18 protein-coding genes are annotated in these 19,591 nt (G+C 71.9%); 13 read left to right on the top strand and 5 right to left on the bottom strand.

Annotated features, from left to right (window positions below; translation table 11 throughout):
- Window positions 1-13: 13 nt before the first annotated feature.
- Window positions 14-568 (top strand): hypothetical protein, encoded by a 555-nt coding sequence (locus O3438_RS07675; RefSeq protein ID WP_269679275.1) that lies wholly within the window; start codon window positions 14-16, stop codon window positions 566-568.
- Window positions 569-643: 75 nt separating this feature from the next.
- On the top strand, window positions 644-1,198 hold the full coding sequence (locus O3438_RS07670; RefSeq protein ID WP_269679274.1) for a dihydrofolate reductase family protein: 555 nt from the start codon (window positions 644-646) through the stop codon (window positions 1,196-1,198).
- A 7-nt stretch (window positions 1,199-1,205) separates the two neighbouring features.
- Here the strand turns inward: O3438_RS07670 and O3438_RS07665 are convergent, their stop codons facing one another.
- Complete coding sequence (locus O3438_RS07665) at window positions 1,206-4,247, bottom strand: BTAD domain-containing putative transcriptional regulator (protein WP_269679273.1); 3,042 nt, start codon at window positions 4,245-4,247, stop codon at window positions 1,206-1,208.
- Between the two features lie 66 nt (window positions 4,248-4,313).
- Window positions 4,314-5,258 carry a GlxA family transcriptional regulator gene (locus O3438_RS07660; protein ID WP_269679272.1) on the bottom strand — a complete coding sequence of 315 codons (945 nt, stop codon included), beginning with the start codon at window positions 5,256-5,258 and terminating at the stop codon, window positions 4,314-4,316.
- A gap of 53 nt (window positions 5,259-5,311) precedes the next feature.
- Between O3438_RS07660 and O3438_RS07655 the strand changes: the two genes are divergently transcribed.
- On the top strand, window positions 5,312-5,905 hold the full coding sequence (locus O3438_RS07655; RefSeq protein ID WP_269679271.1) for a DJ-1/PfpI family protein: 594 nt from the start codon (window positions 5,312-5,314) through the stop codon (window positions 5,903-5,905).
- A gap of 24 nt (window positions 5,906-5,929) precedes the next feature.
- On the opposite strand, the gene O3438_RS07650 is transcribed toward O3438_RS07655, so the two are convergent.
- Window positions 5,930-6,388, bottom strand: a complete 459-nt coding sequence (locus tag O3438_RS07650; protein WP_269679270.1) for a hypothetical protein — start codon at window positions 6,386-6,388, stop codon at window positions 5,930-5,932.
- 165 nt (window positions 6,389-6,553) lie between these two features.
- Here O3438_RS07650 and O3438_RS07645 point away from each other — a divergent pair, with 165 nt between their 5' ends.
- The 3 genes from O3438_RS07645 (at window position 6,554) to O3438_RS07635 (ending at window position 12,583) form a co-directional block, all read left to right on the top strand.
- On the top strand, window positions 6,554-8,407 hold the full coding sequence (locus O3438_RS07645; protein WP_269679269.1) for an adenylyl cyclase: 1,854 nt from the start codon (window positions 6,554-6,556) through the stop codon (window positions 8,405-8,407).
- A gap of 178 nt (window positions 8,408-8,585) precedes the next feature.
- Entirely contained in the window at window positions 8,586-10,973 is a 2,388-nt protein-coding gene (locus tag O3438_RS07640; protein WP_269679268.1) for a galactose-binding domain-containing protein, read from the top strand.
- A gap of 758 nt (window positions 10,974-11,731) precedes the next feature.
- On the top strand, window positions 11,732-12,583 hold the full coding sequence (locus O3438_RS07635; RefSeq protein ID WP_269679267.1) for an alpha/beta fold hydrolase: 852 nt from the start codon (window positions 11,732-11,734) through the stop codon (window positions 12,581-12,583).
- Between the two features lie 90 nt (window positions 12,584-12,673).
- Here the strand turns inward: O3438_RS07635 and O3438_RS07630 are convergent, their stop codons facing one another.
- A complete protein-coding gene (locus O3438_RS07630; RefSeq protein WP_269679266.1) occupies window positions 12,674-13,690 on the bottom strand; it encodes a methyltransferase in 1,017 nt (338 codons plus the stop codon).
- Window positions 13,691-13,779: 89 nt separating this feature from the next.
- Window positions 13,780-14,175, bottom strand: coding sequence for a hypothetical protein (locus O3438_RS07625; protein WP_269679265.1), 396 nt, complete (start codon window positions 14,173-14,175; stop codon window positions 13,780-13,782).
- A 318-nt stretch (window positions 14,176-14,493) separates the two neighbouring features.
- Here O3438_RS07625 and O3438_RS07620 point away from each other — a divergent pair, with 318 nt between their 5' ends.
- From O3438_RS07620 to O3438_RS07590, 7 genes are all read left to right on the top strand, one after another.
- A complete protein-coding gene (locus O3438_RS07620; protein ID WP_269683596.1) occupies window positions 14,494-14,796 on the top strand; it encodes an urease subunit gamma in 303 nt (100 codons plus the stop codon).
- Entirely contained in the window at window positions 14,793-15,128 is a 336-nt protein-coding gene (locus tag O3438_RS07615) for an urease subunit beta (RefSeq protein ID WP_332367452.1), read from the top strand. Before O3438_RS07620 ends, O3438_RS07615 begins: the two co-directional genes overlap by 4 nt.
- Entirely contained in the window at window positions 15,125-16,828 is a 1,704-nt protein-coding gene (locus tag O3438_RS07610; RefSeq protein ID WP_269679264.1) for an urease subunit alpha, read from the top strand. The genes O3438_RS07615 and O3438_RS07610 overlap by 4 nt, the downstream gene beginning before the upstream one ends.
- Window positions 16,828-17,613, top strand: a complete 786-nt coding sequence (locus O3438_RS07605) for an urease accessory protein UreF (protein WP_269679263.1) — start codon at window positions 16,828-16,830, stop codon at window positions 17,611-17,613. The genes O3438_RS07610 and O3438_RS07605 overlap by 1 nt, the downstream gene beginning before the upstream one ends.
- On the top strand, window positions 17,603-18,376 hold the full coding sequence (gene ureG / locus O3438_RS07600) for an urease accessory protein UreG (protein WP_442929576.1): 774 nt from the start codon (window positions 17,603-17,605) through the stop codon (window positions 18,374-18,376). Before O3438_RS07605 ends, ureG begins: the two co-directional genes overlap by 11 nt.
- Window positions 18,376-19,092, top strand: a complete 717-nt coding sequence (locus tag O3438_RS07595; protein WP_269679262.1) for an urease accessory protein UreD — start codon at window positions 18,376-18,378, stop codon at window positions 19,090-19,092. Before ureG ends, O3438_RS07595 begins: the two co-directional genes overlap by 1 nt.
- A 118-nt stretch (window positions 19,093-19,210) precedes the next feature.
- Window positions 19,211-19,585, top strand: coding sequence for a cupin domain-containing protein (locus tag O3438_RS07590; protein WP_269679261.1), 375 nt, complete (start codon window positions 19,211-19,213; stop codon window positions 19,583-19,585).
- Window positions 19,586-19,591 lie beyond the last annotated feature (6 nt).

Raw genomic sequence — 19,591 nt, 5'->3', positions numbered from 1 at the left:
CTATCCTGCGCCGGTGGACGTGACGGCGCAGGGCGAGCGGTTGGCCGCCGACCTGGGCCGCTGGCTGACCGACCTGACCTTCGTCGACCTGAGCACCGACGAGGTCACCGCACTGGTGATCGACGCCGTGGTGCGGTGGGCGGAGGCCCAGGGTTGGCGGGTCTACCGGCGCGCGCCCAGCGTGCTGCCGTTGCCGCCGCCACTGCAGCAACGACACTCGGTCCTCGACGTGGCGTGCGCCCGCCCGGACGGCCCACCGGTCGTCGTCGAGGTCGACCACACCGACCGCGCCCGTACGGTGCAGAAGCTGGGCGCGGAGGCGGACGCCGGCCGGATCCCGATCTGGGTGCGGTGGGGTGTCGGGCGCTTCACCGCGCCGCCACCACCGGTGCGGATGGTGACCGTCGAGGTGACCAGGCGTGCCGGGCCGGCCGGGCAGGGACGGTTGCACAGCCGCACCGGTGACCGCCCCGCCCCGGCGCACTCGACCGGAGGGGGCGCGGTGGCCGCGCAGGCACTGCCCATCCCGCTGACCGACCCGCTTTCGGGGCCGGGCAAGAGCACCTGAAGCGGATCGTAAGCGGCAGTCGGCAGAGTTCTGGGTGTCACCGAAGCACCTGACCCACACACCCAGGAGATTCCGATGCGCAAGATCATCAACTCGACCTACGTCACCCTCGACGGCGTCATCGAGAACCCGATGTGGACCTCGCCGTACTTCGACGAGGAGGCGATGGGCCTCGCCGGCGAGCAGACCGACGAGGCGGACGCGATGCTGATGGGCCGGGCCACCTACGACGGCATGTCGGTCGCCTGGCCGAGCATGGACGAGAGCGACCCGAACACCGGCGCCGCGTACTTCAACAACGTCAAGAAGTACGTCGCCTCGACCACCCTCACCGACCCCACCTGGAAGAACACCGAGGTGCTCCAGGGTGACCTGGTCGAGGCGGTCACCGCGCTCAAGGCCCAGCCGGGCAAGAACATCATCCAGTACGGCTTCGGCTCGGTCACCGCGCAGCTGATCCGGGCCGGGCTGGTGGACGAGGTCCGGTTCTGGATCCACCCCGTCCTGGAGGGTGCCGCGAACCTGACGGCACCGCTGACCGACTTCAAGGCGTCGTTCGACCTGGTCGACACCCGGGTGCACAAGAGCGGCGTGATCGTCGCCTCGTACCGGCCGAAGACGACGGCCTGACCGACACTCAGAGCTGGGCTCGGGCCTCGCCCGGGCTCAGCTTCGCGCCCTCGGCGAGCAGCGCCTCGAACCGCTCCGACCCGAGTTCGGCCCGCAGGCGTCCGGCCACCCGTTCCACGTCGTCGCGTTCGGCCGGCGCGGCCGGGGACTGCGTGGCGAGCCGGGCGGCGGCCGCGGCACCGAGCAGCCGGGCGGCGACCTCGGGGGAGCGCACCGCCGCGGCCATCCCCTCCAGGGGGCCGACCGCGTCGCGCATCGTGGCCATCGCCTCGGCGGCCTCGAACGCCTCGATGTGCAGGGCCAGCGCGGCGTCCGGGTCTCCGCCCTGTTCGACCGCGTAGCCCAGCTCGACCAGGACCATCGGCAGGTACAGCGCCGGCTGGCTCTCGCCCCGGCCCAGCTCGACGAGGTGACTGAGGTGGGTGACGGCCAGGTCGAGTTTCCCGTCGCGGCGGGCGGCCAGCCCGAGGCTCATCTCCGCGAAGACCAGCGCACCGGGCGAGCCCTGCTCCACCGCCAGGCCGTACGCCCGTTCGGCCAGTTCCCGGCCCTGGGTGTAGTCGCGGGTCTGCACCGCGAGCCAGGCCAGCCAGGACAGCTCGGCGCAGACCTGCGGCCACAGCGCCAGCTCCTCGGCCCAGCGCAGCCCTTCCCGGTGCAGCGCGGCCGCGCGCTCGTGCTCGCCGCGCATGTCGGCCAGCCCGCCCACCCACTCGGTCGCCCGGAGCCGGCCCCACCGGTCGCCGATCTCGGCGAACAGCGCCGCGCCGCGCGTCGCGGTGCGTTCCAGGGTGGCCTGGTCACCGTTCGCGTGCGCGATGTGGGCCAGGGAGGTGAGCACCGCGGCCTCGGTCCACCTGTCGACGGGTGCGGTGGGCAGCAACTCCGACGCCAGGGCCAGGTCGCCGTGTTCGATCACCGCGTTGGCCGCGAACCAGGCGGCGTGGCCGTTCGGGTCGGCGGCCACCGCCGCGCGTACGTCGTCCGGGGCGACCGACTCACCCAGCGACAGGGCGAAGCCGACCCGCCACGGGGCCGCCCGGGACTCCTGCTCCGGCTCGCCGGGCACGGCCAGGGCCCGCCGTGCCTCGGTGAGCCGGCCGCGTAGGTGCCAGTACCAGCTCAGCGCGACCGCCAGACGCAGCCCACCACCGTGATCGAGCGCCGACCGCAGGTTCGCCATCTCGGCGTCCAGCAACGCCAACCACCGTTGCTGGTCGGCCCCGCGCAGCCCGGGGTCGGCACGCTCGGCCAGCTCGGTGTAGTAGGCGGCGTGCCGTGCGCGTACCTCGTCGGCGTCGGTCAGGCGGTCCAGGCCGAAGGCGGCGACCGATTCGAGCAGCCGGTAGCGGGGGTCGGGGCCGGAGTCGTCGAGCACCACCAGCGACCGGTCCACCAGTCGGGCGAGGGTGTCCAGATCGGTGCCGCAGACGTGCTCGGCGGCCTCCGGGCTGCAACCGTCGCGGAACACCGCCAGCCGGGCCAGCACCGCCCGGTCGGTCTCGTCAAGGAGGTCCCAGCTCCAGCCGATGACCGCGGTGAGGGTCCGTTGGCGGGGTGGCACGTCGCGCTGCTGGGTGGTGAGCAGCCGGAAACGGTCGTCGAGCCGGTCGACCACCCCGCGTACGCCCAGCGCCCGCACCCGCGTCGCGGCCAGCTCCAGCGCCAGCGGCAGGCCGTCGAGGCGACGGCAGAGCTGGGCGATCGCCGCGGCGGTGTCCCGGTCGAGGCGGAAACCGCGCTGCTGCGCGGCGGCGCGGGCGGCGAACAACCGGGCCGCCGCCGAGCGCCGGACCGCGTCCAGGTCGCCGTCGTCCGGCACCGACAGCGGGGGTACCTCCCAGAGCAGTTCACCGGTCAGCCCGAGTGGCTCCCTGCTGGTGGCCAGCACCCGCAGCCCGGGTACGTCGCGCAGCAGCCGGGCGACCAGCGTGGCCACCGGCTCGATGACGTGTTCGCAGTTGTCCAGCACCAGCAGGAGCTGACGGTGTCGCAGGGCCGCGACCAGCCGGTCGGCGGGGGACAGGCTCGTGCCGGCGGTCTCGTAGGTGCCCAGAGCGGCGAGCACCGACTCGGCGACGAGCGTGTCTCCGGCCGGTAGCGGGGCCAGTTCGACCAGCTGGACGCCGTCCGGAACGGACTGTGCGCGGGCGGTCTCGACGGCCAGCCGGGTCTTTCCGACGCCACCGGGCCCGACCAGCGTGACCAGCCGCTGCCGCGGCAGCAGCGCGCCCAACTCGGCCAACGCCTCGCCCCGCCCGACCAACTCGTCGAGCGGGGCGGGGAGGCTGGTGCGGGCGACCGCGGCCCTTGGTGGGGCGCTCAGGCCGGCGTCCTGTTCGAGGATCCGGCGGTGCAGCGCGACCAACTCCGGCCCGGGGTCGAGGCCCAATTCGTCGGCGAGCCGGTCGCGCAGATCCGCGTAGCTGTCCAGGGCCTCGGACTGGCGCCCCGCCGCGTACAGGGCGCGTAGCTGCACCGCGCGCAGGCCTTCGTGCAGCGGATGCCGGGTGACCAGGTCGGCCAGGTCGGCGGCGACCAGGTCGTGTTCACCCCGGGCGACGCGCGCCTCGGCCAACCGCTCGTGTACGGCGAGGCGCTGCTCGGCGAGGCGGGTCGCCTCGGCGCGGACGAACTCGGCGTCGGCCACGTCGGCGTACGCCTCGCCGCGCCACAACGCCAGGGCCTCGCGCAGCCGGTCGACGTCGGTGCTGAGCGCCAACTCGCCGAACCGGTCCGCGTCGACGGCATCGGCCCGCAGCAGGTAACCGGGCGGGCGGGACTCCACCAGGTCCCGGGCACCCGGCTCGGCGTCGTTGAGCGCCTTGCGTAGTTGCGACACTCGCACCTGGAGGGCCCCGGCGGGATTGGCGGGGGAGTCCTCGCCCCACAGGTCGTCGATGAGGCGGTCCGCGGAGACCACCAGGTTGCGGTTGGTCAGCAGGTCGGCCAGCAACGCGCGGACCTTCGTGCCGGGCACGACCACCGGCTCGCCGGCGTCCGTGGTCACGGCGAGCGGCCCGAGCACCCCGAACTGCACGGCGGCCATCCTATCGCCGGTCGGGCGACCGGACGCCGACCGTGAACGTGGCGGCGCGCGAGCGACGCGACGCGGTCAGGGGTTGAACGCCCTGCGGTAGGCGGTCGGGGTGGTGGCGAAGGCGCGGCGGAAGTGGGCTCGCAGGTTGGTGGCGGTGCCCAGTCCGGTTCGCCGGGCGACCTCGTCGATGGTGACGGCGTCGTCCTCGAGCAGGGTGCACGCGGCACGGAGTCGTTGCTGGGTCAGCCATGCCTGCGGGCTCATCCCGAACTGGTGCCGGAAGTTGCGGTGCAGCGTACGGGTGGATTGCAGGCCCTGCCGGGCGAGGTCCGCGACGGTGATCGGCAGGTGCAGTTGAGCGACCGCCCACCCGGTGACAGCGGCGAGGTCGGCGTCGTCGGTGACCCCCTGGACGGGGATGAACTGGGCCTGGCCCCCGGCGCGGTGCAGTGGGGTGACCATGACGCGGGCGCGTTCGATGGCTGCGGTCTGGCCGTGGTCCCGGCCGATCAGGTAGAGGCACAGGTCGAGGCCCGCGGCCAGTCCGGCGCTGGTCAGCACCCGTCCCTCATCGATGTACAACGCGTTCGCGTCCACGGTGACCTGGGGGTGTTCGCGGGCCAGCGCCTCGGCGTGGATCCAGTGGGTGGTGGCCCGTCGGCCGTCGAGCAGCCCGGCCTGGGCGAGCGCGAACGCGCCGGTGCAGATCGACGCGACACGCGCGCCCCGGCGGTACGCGTCGACCAGGGCGTCGAGCGCTCGGACCGGCGCGGGTCCACGGGCGAAGCCGGGCACGATCACGGTGTCGGCGCGGCTCACGGCGTTGAGGGTGGCGTCGACGGTCACGCCGAGTCCGGGGGTGGTGGTCGGGACGGGGCCGCCGTCGGGGGAGCAGACGGTCGTTGCGTACCGGCCCTGGCCCTCGTGACCGAAGACGTGCGTCGCGATGGTCAGGTCGAAGGCGACGACAGGTGGCAGGGCGAGGACGGCGACCCGGTGCGTGGCGGATTGCTTGTGCACAGTGGCAAGAATGCCACTCGTGATGCCCGTTGACCGGGCGAGATCCTGACCGGGTGCGAATAGAGATCGTGGTTTTCGACGGCTTCGACGAGTTGGACGTGTTCGGACCCTTCGAGGTGTTGGCGATGGCGGGCTTCGCCGTCGAGCTGGTCGCGGTCGAGCGGCCGGGACCGGTACGCAGCATGCGCGGCGTCCAGCTGCACGTGCCGGCGGTACTCGGACAGGCCGACGGTGTCGTCGTACCGGGCGGGGGTTGGCTGAACCGGGCCGCGGCGGGGACGTGGGCGCAGGCGCAGCACGGGGTGCTGCCTGCCCGACTGGCCGAGCTGGCACCGTCGACGCGGTGGCTGGCCTCGGTGTGCACCGGCAGTCTCCTGCTCGCCGCCGCCGGGCTGTTGACCGGCCGTCGTGCGACGACCAACCGCAACGCGTACGAGGAGCTGCGAGCGTACGGGGTAACCGTCCTCGACGAGCGGGTGGTCGACGACGGTGACCGCATCACCGCGGGTGCGCTCTCCGCCGGGCTGGACCTGGGCCTGTGGATCACGGAACGCGAAGTCGGCGCGGCGGCCGCCGAAACAGTCGCCGCGACGATCGAGTACCCGCGCTCCACCGGACCCGACCGGCGCGCTGACGGTGGACGGTGACCGTCGGCTCAGCGGCGGGGACGGTCAGCGTTGTCGTTCGGCGCTGCGGCGGACCGCCGCGAGCATCCGTCGTACGCCGAGCACGTGACCGCCGGACCGGAGGAGCAGCTGTCGGTAGAGGCCGCCGGCCAGGCCGGGGAAGACCGCCCGGGTCTCCGCCCGGAGGCGGGATCGGCCCGGCCCGGCCTGTTCGAGCCGGAAGACCAGCGCGTAGGTCGAGAACCGGTGACTGCCCCGCAGTGTCAGCTCCCGTCCGGGGATCGCGGTGGCCACCCGGAACCCGGGGATCGTGGACCCTTCGGTGAGCGGTCGGTGCCCGGACGCGACGGTGTCGGCGGCGCCGACCAGGCGGGCGTAGGCGCCGGTGCCGGGGCCGCCGAACGTGGTCTCGGCGACGCGCACGAGGTGCGGCCAGGCTTCCTCGGGCTCGGCCTCGATGACGGTGACGTGTTCGTCCACGTGCGGCAGTGCGTCGATTCGCATGGGTGCCTCCCCGTTCTGCGCTCCATTCTCACCGACCGACCGAAGTTCGCCGATCCCGGCAATGGCGTGGGGCCGGTTCGCCAGGTAGAAACAGGGGCGAGAGAGCGCTCTCACCGCCCTAGACTGCGCCGGAGTCCGCTCCGGCCAGCGGAGAGGACGAACCGCATGTCAACCCCGTCCCGTCGTACCCTCATATTCGCTCTGGTGGTGGCCACGACCGTCACCGTGAGCGGCACGGCGGCAAGCGCCGGCCGCCCCACGTACGGCGCACCCGACTTCGGCCCGAACGTGACGATCTTCGACCCGTCCATGCCGGTCGGTGCGATCCAGCAGACCCTCGACGCGGCACACGCCCGCCAGGTCGACAACGAGATGGGCACCCAGCGGCACGCCTACCTGTTCAAGCCGGGCACGTACGGCACCGCGGAGCAGCCGTTGCAGGCCAAGGTCGGCTACTACACCGAGGTGTCCGGCCTGGGCGCCTCGCCCACCGACGTCACCGTCAACGGCAAGCTGGAGGTCTACAACCGCTGCCTCGCCGACGGCGGCACCGGCAACTGCCTGGCCCTGGTGAACTTCTGGCGCACCCTGTCCAACCTGTCGCTCACCATCAACGCCGCCGGCCAGGACGACTGCCGGTCGTCGGCGAACTTCTGGGCGGTGTCGCAGGCGGTGTCGATGCGCCGACTGAACATCGGCGGCGGCGGTCTGTCGCTGATGGACTACTGCACCGCCGGCCCGCAGTACGCCAGCGGTGGCTTCATCGCCGACTCCCGGCTGCCCGCCACCACCAACGGCTCACAGCAGCAGTGGCTGACCCGCAACAGCGAGGTCGGCGGCTGGTCCAACGCGGTGTGGAACCAGGTCTTCGCGGGAGTCGAGGGCGCACCGGACGACGCCGCGTTCCCCGACCCGCCGTACACCACGCTGGAGACCACTCCGCTCAGCCGGGAGAAGCCGTACCTCTTCGTCGACGGCAAGGGTCGTTACCAGGTGCGGGTGCCCGCCGCGCAGCGGGACAGCCGGGGTGTCTCCTGGGCGGACGGCATCACGCCGGGTCGGACCATCCCGATCGGCGACTTCTTCGTGGCGAAGCCCTCCGACCCGGTACGCGTCATCAACGCCCAGCTCGCCCGCGGCAAGCACCTGCTGCTCACCCCCGGCGTGTACGACGTGGCGCGCAGCATCGAGATCCGGCGTGCCGACACCGTCGTGCTCGGCATCGGGCACGCCACCCTCACCGCGGTGAACGGCGCCGTTCCGCTGGACGTCGCCGGTGTCCCCGGTGTGATCGTCGCCGGTGTCACCATCGACGCTGGCACCGTCGAGTCGCCGGTCCTGCTGCGGGTGGGTCGAGAGCACGGCCACAACACCAGCAGCCGGCACAACCCGACCACCCTGTCCGACGTCTACTTCCGCGTCGGTGGCCCGCACATCGGCCGGACGGACACGGCGCTGGAGGTCAACAGCGACAACGTGCTCATCGACCACACCTGGGTCTGGCGTGGTGACCACGGCGTCGAAGGCTTCACCGAGGGCGTCAACGGCGACACCGACCGCTGGCGGACCAACACCGGTCGCTACGGCGCCGTCATCAACGGCGACCACGTGACAGCGACCGGCCTGTTCGTCGAGCACTTCCAGCGCTACAACACGGTCTGGAACGGCGAGCACGGCACCACGATCCTCTACCAGAACGAGCTGCCGTACGACCCGCCGACGCAGGCCGACTGGATGAACGGCCCGGTCGAGGGCTGGGCCGGGTACAAGGTGGGTGACCGGGTGCGGCACCACACCCTGCACGGCGGCGGGGTGTACGTCTTCAACCAGAACAACCCGTCGATCCACACCGAGAACGGCTTCGAGGTGCCGAACCGGCCGGGTGTGAAGCTGCACCACATCATGACCGTGAACCTCAGTGCCGGGACCATCGACCACGTGGTCAACGGCGTCGGCGACGCGGCCGACATGACCAAGGTCGGCGCACCGGTCTACCTGAAGCAGTACCCGACCCCGTAGGGATTTCGGGCGTACCGGCGGGGCCGGAGCCGACTGTGGCTCCGGCCCCGCCGTCCGTTGCGCGACTCCTTCCGATTCACTGGCAAATATTTCCATTGATCAGTCGCACTCTTGCGGGCTGGCATCCACTGCTGCCACGATGGCCGTCAATGCCTTCCGTCCCGAAGGAGTGGTCGTCATGGCGGTCTCCCGCCGCAGGTTCGTCACGTCCGTGATGGCGGGGTCCGCCCTCGCCGCCGCCTCCAGCACCGAACTGCTCGCCAGCATGTCCAGCCCCGCACACGCCGCCAGCCCCCCCGGGGACGTGGTCGGCAAGGTGACGGTCGGCTACCAGGGCTGGTTCAGCGCCCCCGGCGACTCCGCGCCGATCGGGGGCTGGTGGCACTGGAGCCGCGACAGGTTCCAGCCGCCGTCGCCCGCCAACACCACCATCGTGTCCTGGCCGGACATGCGCGAGTACACCCGCACCTATCCCACCGCGTACCCCAACCTCGGCAACGGCCAACCGGCCACCCTGTTCTCCTCCTACGACCAGCAGACGGTCGACACCCACTTCCGGTGGATGCAGGAGTATGGCTGCGACACCGCTGCGCTGCAACGGTTCAACCCGACGGGCGACGAGGGCCCGACCCGCGACGCGATGACGCAGAAGGTGCGCTCCGCCGCCGAGCGCTACAACCGCAAGTTCTACATCATGTACGACGTCACCGACTGGCTGACGTTCCAGTCGGACATCAAGACCGACTGGACGACGAAGATGGCCGCGCACACCGCGTCCAGCGCGTACGCCCGACAGAACGGCAAGCCGGTCGTCTGCATCTGGGGCTTCGGCTTCAGTGAGCCCAGCCGTCCCTTCACCCCGGGCCCCTGCCTGGAGGTCGTCAACTGGTTCAAGGCGCAGGGCTGCTACGTCATCGGTGGTGTCCCCACCTGGTGGCGGCAGGGCATCGAGGACTCCCGCCCCGGCTTCCTCGACGTCTACCACGCGTTCCACGCGATCTCGCCGTGGATGGTCTACCGGGCCAGGACCGTCGAGGAGTTGGACTCGTACTACAACAACGTCAACGTCGGCGACATGGCCGACTGCGCGGCACGGGGCATCGACTACCTGCCCTGCGTCATGCCCGGCGACCTGGCCGGGGGGCACCGCAAGCACGGCGACTTCTACTGGCGGCACATCTACAACATGGTCCGGCTCGGCTCCCAGGGCCTGTACGTGTCCATGTACGACGAGTACAACGAGGGCAACCAGATCGCCAAGACGTCCGAGACCCAGGCCACCACCCCGGCCGGCGCGAACATCCGGGCATTGGACGAGGACGGCGTCGCCTGCTCCTCCGACTACTACCTGCGGATCACCGCCGACGGCGGTCGGATGCTCAAGGGGCAGCTCGCGCTCACAGCGGTCCGGCCCACCCCGCCGATGGTCGGCACCCCACCCCCGACCGGCGGCGACCTGGCGGCCGGCCGGTCCACCTCGGCCAGCAGCCAGAACGGCCCGTTCGTCGCGTCCAACGCGGTGGACTCCGACGCCGGCAGCTACTGGGAGAGCGGCGGCGGCGCGTTCCCGCACTGGTGGCAGGTCGACCTCGGCGCAAGCCAGCAGGTCAGCCGGCTCGTGGTGCGGCTACCCGCCGGCTGGGGTGCGCGTACCCAGACCATCACCGTGCAGGGCAGCGCCGACGGCAGCTCCTTCTCGACCATCGCCGCGGCCTCCGCGTTCACCTTCGACCCGGCCACCGGCAACACCGTCACCCGCACCCTGACGACCACCACGGCCCGCCACATCCGGCTCAGCATCGCCGGTAACACCGGCTGGCCGGCGGGCCAGCTCGCCAAGGTCGAGGTGTACGGCGCCAGCGGCACCACTGACACCCCGCCGACCGCCCCGAGTGGTCTCACGGTGACCGGCAAGACGTCGAGCAGCGTGTCGCTGGCCTGGACGGCGTCGACCGACGACAAGGGGGTGACCGGCTACCAGGTGCGCCAGGGCGGCACCGTGGTCTCCACCGTCACGGGCACCACGGCGACGGTCAGCGGGCTGAGTCCGTCCACCGCGTACACCTTCACGGTCGTCGCCCGCGATGCCGGCGGCAACACCTCCGGCGCGTCTTCGGCGGTCACCGTCACCACTGACGCCGCAGCGAATTCGGACCTCGCCCGGGGTCGACCCACGTCGGAGAGCGGCCACGTCCAGAGCTACGGGTCGGGCAACGTGGTCGACGGTGACGCGAACAGCTACTGGGAGAGCGCCAACAACGCGTTCCCGCAGTGGGTTCAGGTCGATTTGGGTTCCTCGCGCACGGTCGGGAGGGTGGTGTTGAAGCTTCCGCCGTCGTCTGCCTGGGGGACCCGGACGCAGACGCTCTCCGTGCAGGGCAGTGTCGACGGGTCGAGCTTCGGCACGCTGGTCGGATCGGCGGGGAGGGTCTTCGACCCGGCCAGCGGCAACCAGGTGAGTCTCACCTTCACCGCTGCTCAGGCCCGTTTCGTGCGGATTACCGTCACCGGCAACACCGGCTGGCCGGCCGGGCAACTGTCGACCCTGGAGGTCTACGCCAGCTGACAGCGGCGGAGGGTAGCCAGCGCAAGACGTGCGCTGGCTGCCCGGGTTGGCCTCTGCCTGGGTTTGGCGTCTGTCTGGGTTGGCGTCTGCCCGGTGCGACCGCTATCGGGTTGGCCTCTGCCCGGTGCGATGGCTATTCCGGTGCGATGGCTATCCGGTGCGGGCGGCTGTCTGGTGCGGCCGCTGCTCGATTCTGTGGTTGCTCGTACGGTGGCTGCCTGTCCGACGGCCCTGCCTGTTCGCTGCCCGCTCCCTGATTGCCCGACGTCTAATCCCGTTATTCGGAATTCTCCTCCTGCCAGACGGGATTCCGGGGGTGATCGACTCGGTTTTGGCGAAGTGGGGGTATCAACCCCAACGGGATACCGCGACTTCGCCGAACTGGTGTTGATCATCGGATGGCGCGGCGCGGCGCGGCGCGGCGCGGTGCGGTGCGGTGCGGTGCGGTGCGATGCGGCGCGATGCGGTGCGGTGCGGCGCGGTGCGGTGCGGCGCGATGCGGTGCGGTGCGGCGCGGTGCGGTGCGGCGCGGTGCGGTGCGGTGCGGTGCGGTGTGCCCGCCCCGGCGCGGGGGGCGGCTTGCGTCGTGTGGGCGGTGGGGCGGCTTGCGTCGTGTGGGCGGTGGGGCGTGGCGGGCTGGGCTCGGCTGATCAGTGGCTTGGTCATGGGTCGCGGGGGAGGTTGACGACCGGCATATCCCGCGACCGGGCGGGAAAGCGCGGGGCGTCCGACAGCCCAGACCGGAGCAGGAGTCAAACATGCCTTTCATCACCGTGGGTACGGAAAACTCCGCGCCCATCGACCTGTACTACGAGGATCACGGTTCTGGTAAGCCGGTGGTGTTGATCCACGGCTTCCCGTTCAACGGCGCGACCTGGGAGAAGGAGACCACCGCGCTGCTCAACGCCGGATACCGGACGATCACCCTTGATCGACGCGGTTACGGCAACTCCGCCCAGCCGGCGTTCGGGTACGACTACAACACGTTCGCCGCGGACCTGGACGTGTTGATGACCGAGCTGGACCTGAACGATGCGACCCTGATCGGTCACTCGATGGGCACCGGCGAGGTGGTCCGCTACCTGGGTAACTACGGCTCGCAACGGGTCAGTCGAGCGGTGCTGCTCAGCCCGCTGCAACCCATGCTGGCCAAGGCGAACGACAACCCGGAGGGCGTCGAGCGGAGCCTCTTCAAGGGCTTCCAGGACGCCATCCTCAAGGACCGCTTCGCCTACCTGACGTCCTTCTGCGACGCGTTCTTCAACCCGGACCAGAACATGGGTAAGCGGGTCAGCGAGGAGGCGTACCGGGCGCACTGGCAGATCGGCGCGATGGCCTCCGGCAAGGCCACCCACGACAGTGTGGACGCCTGGCAGGAGGACTTCCGCCAGGACCTGCCGAAGATCAACATTCCGGTGTTGATCGTCCAGGGTGACCAGGACCGGGTGCTGCCCTACCCGGTGACCGGTCAGCGGCTCGGGCCGATGATGCCGACCGCCCAGCTCGTCACGCTCAAGGGCGCGCCGCACGGCATCCCGTGGACCCACGCCGACGAGGTCAACAAGGCGATCATGGACTTCATGAAGCAGCCGGCCAAGGCTCGCGCCTGACCCGTCCCGGTAGCCGATCGGACGCCAGCGCCAGCACGGCGCTGCGACACCCGGCCCACGGTTCGCACCGGGGCCGGGTGTCGTCCGCGTTCAGGCCCGGCGGGCCACCACAGCGCCGTTCGCCCCCGGCGCGTCGAACGGCACGGTACGCACGTCGACGAAGCCGGCGTCGGTGAGCCAGGCGGCGTACTCGGCGCCCGAGTAGTTCCGGCCGCCCTCGGTCTCGACCAGCATGTTCATCCCCATCAGGGCCGCCTCGGGTGGCCCGGTGCGCTCGTCGTTGAGCAGCAGCTCGCAGACGACGATCGCCCCGCCCGGTGGCAACGCCGCGTGGCACCGCGCCAGCAGAGCCCGGTTCGTCGGCTCGTCCCAGTCGTGCAGGATCATGCTGAGCAGGATGACGTCGTGCCCGTCCGGCAGCGCCGGGTCGGCGAGAAAATCACCGGCCACCGCGTCGATCCGCCCGGTCAGGCCGGCCTCCGCGATCCGCTCCCGGGCCCGTACGCACACGTGGGGCAGGTCCAGGACGGTGGCCCGCAGGTCCGGCAGGCGGCGGCAGAACTCGATCGGAAACGCGCCGGCCCCGCCGCCGACGTCGAGCAGCCGGCGGTACGCCGAGAAGTCGTACGCGTCGGCCAACGCGCTGGCGGTGAAGCTGGACGTGGAGAACATGGCGTCCCAGAACTGCGCCAGCATCTCCGGGTCGGCGGTGTCGAACATCGACTGCTGGGCCTCCGGGTCCCAGGTCAACGGCCGATCCGTGCGCAGCGCCTCGCCGATGCGGTGCCAGGGAAGGTAGGTACGCAGGTCCGAGTAGCGCACCTGGGCTCCGAAGTAGTACGGGCGACCCTCGACCAGGAACTGCTCGGCCAACTCGGAGTTGCGGTAACCGTCGCCGGCCTTCTCCAACAGGCCGAGCGATGCGCTGGCAGCCAGCAGCAGGTCCGCGGGCCGGTCGGGCAGCCCGAACTCGGCGGAGGCTTCCTCGACGGTCATCGTCCGCCCGCCGGCCAGCCGGGTGAACAAGCCCAGCTCGACGCCGACCGCGAGGGTCTTGAAACCCCACACACCGGCCACCAGACGCATGAGGGGAGTCGGAGAGATCATACGGTCATCAGATCACGATTCGTGTCCGTCCACGATGGTCGGTCACGCCCACAGCAGGCTGATTTGCCCTACGGTCGGCGCTATCCGGGTCAGGCGGCGGGCCGTCGGCCGACCCGCCGTGCGGCGAGGCTCACCGCCGTGCTGCCGGCCGCCGTCCCGACCAGCACCAGGACCGCCCCGACAGCCCACAGGCCGCTGTCGTCGGTGGACGCCGCCTGCCACGTCCAGGCCGCCGTGAAGGCGACTGTCATCACCGGCACCACCAGCCACGGGCTGAGTCGTCTACCGGCGAGCGCGGCCAGCAGGACGAGCGTCAACACACAACCGATCACCTGCCATGCCTCGTACGGGCCGCTCGTCGCACCGGTCTCCGCGTCGACCGTGTACCCGTTGTCCCAGCCCAGCCAGAGCAGCCAGGCCCCGACCGTGGCCGCCGCCAGGAACAGGACACCGAGCAGTGCGCGCGTACCCCTCGTCGCCGTCATCGGACGATCATGCCCGGCGCGGCGCGGCAGCGGAATGAGCCCCGGTACCCAGACCCCGGCGCGATTCCGGTCGGACTGTTGCCCCGGCCGGTGGTGATCCTCTACGGTCGGCTCAGCGGTGGGCGGTGCGGTCCGCATCCGACCGGACACCGCCGGTTGCCCGTCGCGCGGGCCGGGATGGTGGAGTCCCGGGTCGCCCCGTCGGCGGGAGACTCGGCGGTCGTGTGACTCCAGCTCGTACCCCGGGTGTTGCTGCCCGGCGCGGCTCCCTGCGGGGCCGACGGCGAGCCGGGCACGCCGATCCACCGGGAGAAGCCCGTGTTCCTCAGCCCGCACGAGCAGGACCGTCTGCTCGTCCATGTGGCGGCCGATGTCGCCCGCGCCCGCCGCGAGCGCGGCCTGCGCCTCAACTACCCCGAAGCCGTCGCGATCATCACCGCGTTCCTGCTCGAAGGGGCCCGCGACGGCCGGTCCGTGGTCGAACTGATGGCGGCCGGCCGGACCGTGCTCGGCCGCGACGACGTCCAGGACGGCATCCCCGAGCTGCTGAGGGAGGTGCAGGTGGAGGCGACGTTCCCGGACGGCACCAAGCTGGTGACGGTGCACCACCCGATCCCGTGATCCCGGGGGAGATCCTGCCGGCGTCCGACCCGGTCGAGATCAACGTGGGCCGCCCGGTGACCACGGTGCTCGTCGTCAACACCGCCGACCGGCCGGTGCAGGTGGGCTCGCACTACCACTTCGCCGAGGCCAACCCGGCGTTGTCGTTCGACCGGGGCGTCGCCTGGGGGCAGCGGCTCGCCGTGCCGGCGGGCACCTCGGTCCGGTTCGAGCCGGGCATCAGCCGCAGCGTCGACCTCGTCCCGTTCGGCGGAGCCCGCGTCGTGCCGGGGCTGCGCGGCGAGTGCGCCGGCCCGCTGGACCGGTCACCGGCCGAGGGGTCGTCGCGGTGAGCGCCGTGCGGCGCGACCGCTACATCGACCTGTACGGGCCCACGACCGGTGACCGGATCCGGCTGGCCGACACCAACCTGCTGATCGAGGTGGAGACGGACCACTGTGTGGGCGGCGACGAGGCGGTCTTCGGCGGCGGGAAGGTGATCCGCGAGTCGATGGGTCAGTCCCGGGCCACCCGCGCCGAGGGGGCGCTGGACACCGTCATCACCGGTGCGGTGGTGCTCGACCACTGGGGTGTGGTCAAGGCCGACGTCGGGTTGCGCGATGGACGCATCGTGGCGCTCGGTCGGGCCGGCAACCCGGACACCATGCCCGGTGTCCACCCCGACCTGGTGATCGGCCCGGCGACCGAGGTGATCGCCGGCAACGGTCGGATCCTCACCGCCGGCGCGGTGGACACCCACGTGCACTTCATCTGCCCGCAGATCGTCACCGAGGCCCTGGCCAGCGGCATCACGACACTCGTTGGCGGCGGCACCGGGCCGGCCGAGGGGACGCGGGCGACCACCGTCACGCCGAACGGCTGGCACCTGGCCCGGATGCACGAGGCGCTGGACACGATGCCGGTGAACGTGCTGCTGCTCGGCAAGGGCAACACCGTCTCGGAGGAGGCGCTGTGGGAGCAGTTGCGGGCCGGCGCGGGCGGTTTCAAGCTGCACGAGGACTGGGGCACCACACCGGCGGCGATCGACGCCTGCCTCCGGGTGGCGGACGCGTCCGGGGTGCAGGTGTCGATCCACACCGACACGCTCAACGAGGCCGGTTTCGTCGCCGACACCCTGCGCGCGATCGGCGGCCGGGCCATCCACTCGTACCACACCGAGGGGGCCGGCGGCGGGCACGCGCCGGACATCATCACAGTCGCCGGCGAGCCGAACGTGTTGCCGTCGTCGACCAACCCGACCCGGCCGTACACCGCCAACACCCTCGCCGAGCACCTGGACATGCTGATGGTCTGCCACCACCTCAACCCGTCCGTGCCGGAGGACCTGGCCTTCGCGGAGAGCCGGATCCGGCCGTCCACGATGGCCGCCGAGGACCTGCTGCACGACCTCGGCGCGATCTCCATCATCGGCTCGGACGCGCAGGCGATGGGCCGGGTCGGCGAGGTGATCCTGCGGACCTGGCAGAGCGCGCACGTGATGAAGGACCGGGTGGGCGCGCTGCCCGGCGACGGCGCCGCCGACAACCACCGGGCCCGGAGGTACGTGGCGAAGTACACCATCTGCGCAGCCATGGCGAACGGGCTGGAACGGGAGATCGGCTCGGTCGAGCCGGGCAAACTCGCCGACCTGGTGCTCTGGGATCCGGCGTTCTTCGGCGTACGACCACACCTGGTGATCAAGGGCGGCATGATCGCGTACGCCCAGATGGGTGACGCGAACGCCTCGATCCCCACGCCGCAGCCGATGCTGCCCCGGCCGATGTTCGGGGCGTACGGTGCCGCGGCGGCGGCCACCAGCCTGGCGTTCGTGGCACCCGCGGCACTCGACGCGGGGCTGCGCCTGGACGTACGACGGCGGGTCGTGCCGGTCAACGACGTGCGCTCGCGGGGCAAGGCCGACCTGCCGGAGAACAACGCCATGCCGCGCATCGAGGTGGAACCGGACACCTTCACCGTGCGGATCGACGGTGTGGTGGTGGAGCCGGACCCGGTGACCCGCCTGCCGATGGCCCAGCGGTACTTCCTGTTCTGATGGCGACGCCGAGCCTGCTGTTGCTGGTGGCCGACGGGCGCTTCCCGGCCGGGGCGCACGCGCACTCCGGAGGTCTGGAGGCGGCCGTCGCCGCCGGACGCGTCACCGACCTGCCGACGCTGGAGGAGTTCCTCGCCGGACGGCTGGCCACCGCCGGCCTGGTCGGTGCGGCGTTCGCGGCCGCCGCGCACCGCGCCGCCGTGGCCGGAAGCGCCGGCGCGGACAAGGCAGCCGGGAGCGCCGGCGCGGACAAGGCAGCCGGGAGCGCCGGCGCGGACAAGGCAGCCGGGAGCGCCGGCGCGGACGAGGCGACCCGGTCGCGCACGTTGGCCCGGCTCGACGCGGAGCTGGACGCGCGTACCGCCGCACCGACCCTGCGGGAGGTCTCCCGCCGGCAGGGCCGGGCGCTGCTGCGTGCCGGCCGGACCATCTGGCCGGACGCCGGGTTCGGGGACCTGCCCACGACACCGTGCGGGGTGCACCAACCGTTGGTGCTCGGGCTGCTCTGCGCCGCGGCCGGGCTATCCCGCCTCGACACCGCCACGGTCGCCGCCTACGGGACGGTGACCGGGGCGGCCAGCGCCGGCGTACGTCTGCTCGGCCTCGACCCGTACCGCGTCCAAGCCCTGCTGGTCGGCCTCGCCGACGCCTGCGACGGCACCGCCGCCGACGCGGCGCGGGCCGCCGACGGTCCACCGGAGCGGCTGCCGGCCGCCGCCGCTCCACTCGCCGACATCCATGCCGAAATCCATGCCACCTGGGAGGTGCGTCTCTTTGCGTCCTGACACCGCTGTGCCCACCGCCGAGTCGACCACACTGCTGTCGACCGCCGCGCCGCACGACGAGACCGTTCCACACACCCATCCCGAGCCGGGGGTGGATCCACACCCGCCGCTGCCGCGTCCAGGCCGTGCCCTGCGCGTCGGCATCGGCGGCCCGGTCGGGTCCGGCAAGACGGCCCTGGTGGCCGCGCTCTGCCGTGCCTTCGCCGACGAGCTGCGGCTCGGGGTGGTGACCAACGACATCTACACCACCGAGGACGCCGACTTCCTCCGACGGGCCGGAGTGCTGGACCCGGCGCGCATCCGCGCGGTGGAGACCGGCTGCTGCCCGCACACGGCGATCCGTGACGACATCGGCGCGAACCTGGACGCCGTCGACGAGCTGGCCGAGGCGGTCGGCCCGTTGGACCTGGTCCTGGTGGAGAGCGGTGGGGACAACCTGACCGCGACGTTCAGCAGAGGGCTCGTCGACCGGCAGATCTTCGTGGTGGACGTGGCCGGAGGGGACAAGGTGCCCCGCAAGGGTGGCCCGGGCGTCACCGCCGCCGACCTCCTCGTCATCAACAAGACCGATCTGGCGCCGCTGGTGGGCGCCGACCTCGCCGTGATGGACCGGGACGCCCGGGCGCGGCGCGGCGACCTGCCGACCGTCTTCCTGTCCATCGTGGGAGACCCGACGGCGAGCCGCGTCGCCGACTGGATCCGGCACGAGTTGGCCCACCACGCCGCCCTGCACCCGCTCGCCGTGCCGGCGGAGCCGGTCTGATGCGTGCGCTCGCCCGGCTGGTCGCCCAGGCCGACGGCCGGGGCGGCACGACACTGGTCGAGCTGCGCGGCGAGACACCGCTCCTGCTGCGGCAGACCCCCGCCGACGGTGGTGTCGCCACTGTGCACCTCGTCGGCGGGGCGGCCGGCCCCCTCGCCGGGGACGATCTGCGGCTGGAGATCGAGGTGGGAGCGGGCGCTGCGGTGCGGGTGCACACCGTCGCCGCGGCGATCGCCCTGCCGGGCCGACCGGGTGCGGTGTCAAGGATGACGGTACGGGCGGTGGTGCACGCCGGTGCCACCCTGCACTGGCTTCCCGAGCAGCTGGTCGCGGCGGCCGGCTGCGCGCACCTCGCCGAATCCCGGGTCGAACTGGCCGCCGGGTCGCGCCTGCGGTGGCGCGACGAGCTGGTCTGCGGTCGGTACGGCGAGTCGCCCGGCGGCGCGGTCGTGCACACGCAGGTCGACTACGCGGATCGGCCGCTGCTGCGTCAGTCCCTGGCGGTGGGACCGCACGCGCCCGGTTGGGCCGGCCCCGCGGTGCTCGGTGGGGCGGCGGCCACCGGTTCGTTGCTGGTGGTCGACGAATCGTTGCCCGTCGAGCCGGCGGCGGTGGACGGGACCGTCGCCCGACTGCCGCTGGCCGGCGGACCGGCGACCCTCTGGACCGCCACCGCCCCGGACGCGCACACCCTGCGTGCCCATCTCACCCCGTAGAGGGTGCGGTTCCGGGCCTTCGTGTTCGGCATCCTTGCCCGGGACGGGTCTGCCGCCCCATATGGTCGAAAACACCCGGCGACTGCCGGTCGCGCGCGACGGCGCACAGGAGGCCGTGATGAGTGGAGACGATCGACCCGCGGGCATCAGTCCGACGGCGGTGGAGGGAGCGCCGGGCCTGTGGCGCGTCGACCTGCAGAGGCACGACCTCAGCATTCCAGGGCGTGAGGTCGTGCAGAGTCGGGTGGAGTTCACGCCGGACTCACCGCCGTTCAAGCACTTCCACCCGGGCGAGGAGATCATCTGCGTGCTCCAGGGATCACTGGAGTACACGCTCGAGGGTCAGCCACCCGTGGTGTGCAACGTGGGTGACGCCCTCACCGTGCCGTACGGGGTTCACCACCAGGCGAAGAACGTCGGCGACGGTGTCGCCGTCGAACTGGCCACGTACGTCGTGGAGAAGGGCAAGCCGCTGCTCACCAAGGTCGAGTGAGCCGAC

This window comes from Micromonospora sp. WMMC250, from assembly GCF_027460215.1.
In the GTDB taxonomy this organism is placed as follows: Bacteria; Actinomycetota; Actinomycetes; order Mycobacteriales; family Micromonosporaceae; genus Micromonospora; species Micromonospora taraxaci.
The sequence above is the reverse complement of the archived record's forward strand: the minus strand, read 5'-3'. Positions and strand labels throughout refer to the sequence as shown.

What these genes read in the sequence shown, in the direction of transcription:
- O3438_RS07630 (WP_269679266.1), bottom strand. Translation starts at nt 13,690, where the DNA reads ATGATCTCTCCGACTCCCCTCATGCGTCTGGTGGCCGGTGTGTGGGGT.
- O3438_RS07590 (WP_269679261.1), top strand. Translation starts at nt 19,211, where the DNA reads ATGAGTGGAGACGATCGACCCGCGGGCATCAGTCCGACGGCGGTGGAG.
- O3438_RS07650 (WP_269679270.1), bottom strand. Translation starts at nt 6,388, where the DNA reads ATGCGAATCGACGCACTGCCGCACGTGGACGAACACGTCACCGTCATC.
- O3438_RS07640 (WP_269679268.1), top strand. Translation starts at nt 8,586, where the DNA reads ATGGCGGTCTCCCGCCGCAGGTTCGTCACGTCCGTGATGGCGGGGTCC.
- O3438_RS07605 (WP_269679263.1), top strand. Translation starts at nt 16,828, where the DNA reads ATGGCGACGCCGAGCCTGCTGTTGCTGGTGGCCGACGGGCGCTTCCCG.
- O3438_RS07635 (WP_269679267.1), top strand. Translation starts at nt 11,732, where the DNA reads ATGCCTTTCATCACCGTGGGTACGGAAAACTCCGCGCCCATCGACCTG.
- O3438_RS07670 (WP_269679274.1), top strand. Translation starts at nt 644, where the DNA reads ATGCGCAAGATCATCAACTCGACCTACGTCACCCTCGACGGCGTCATC.
- O3438_RS07595 (WP_269679262.1), top strand. Translation starts at nt 18,376, where the DNA reads ATGCGTGCGCTCGCCCGGCTGGTCGCCCAGGCCGACGGCCGGGGCGGC.
- O3438_RS07645 (WP_269679269.1), top strand. Translation starts at nt 6,554, where the DNA reads ATGTCAACCCCGTCCCGTCGTACCCTCATATTCGCTCTGGTGGTGGCC.
- O3438_RS07665 (WP_269679273.1), bottom strand. Translation starts at nt 4,247, where the DNA reads ATGGCCGCCGTGCAGTTCGGGGTGCTCGGGCCGCTCGCCGTGACCACG.
- O3438_RS07625 (WP_269679265.1), bottom strand. Translation starts at nt 14,175, where the DNA reads ATGACGGCGACGAGGGGTACGCGCGCACTGCTCGGTGTCCTGTTCCTG.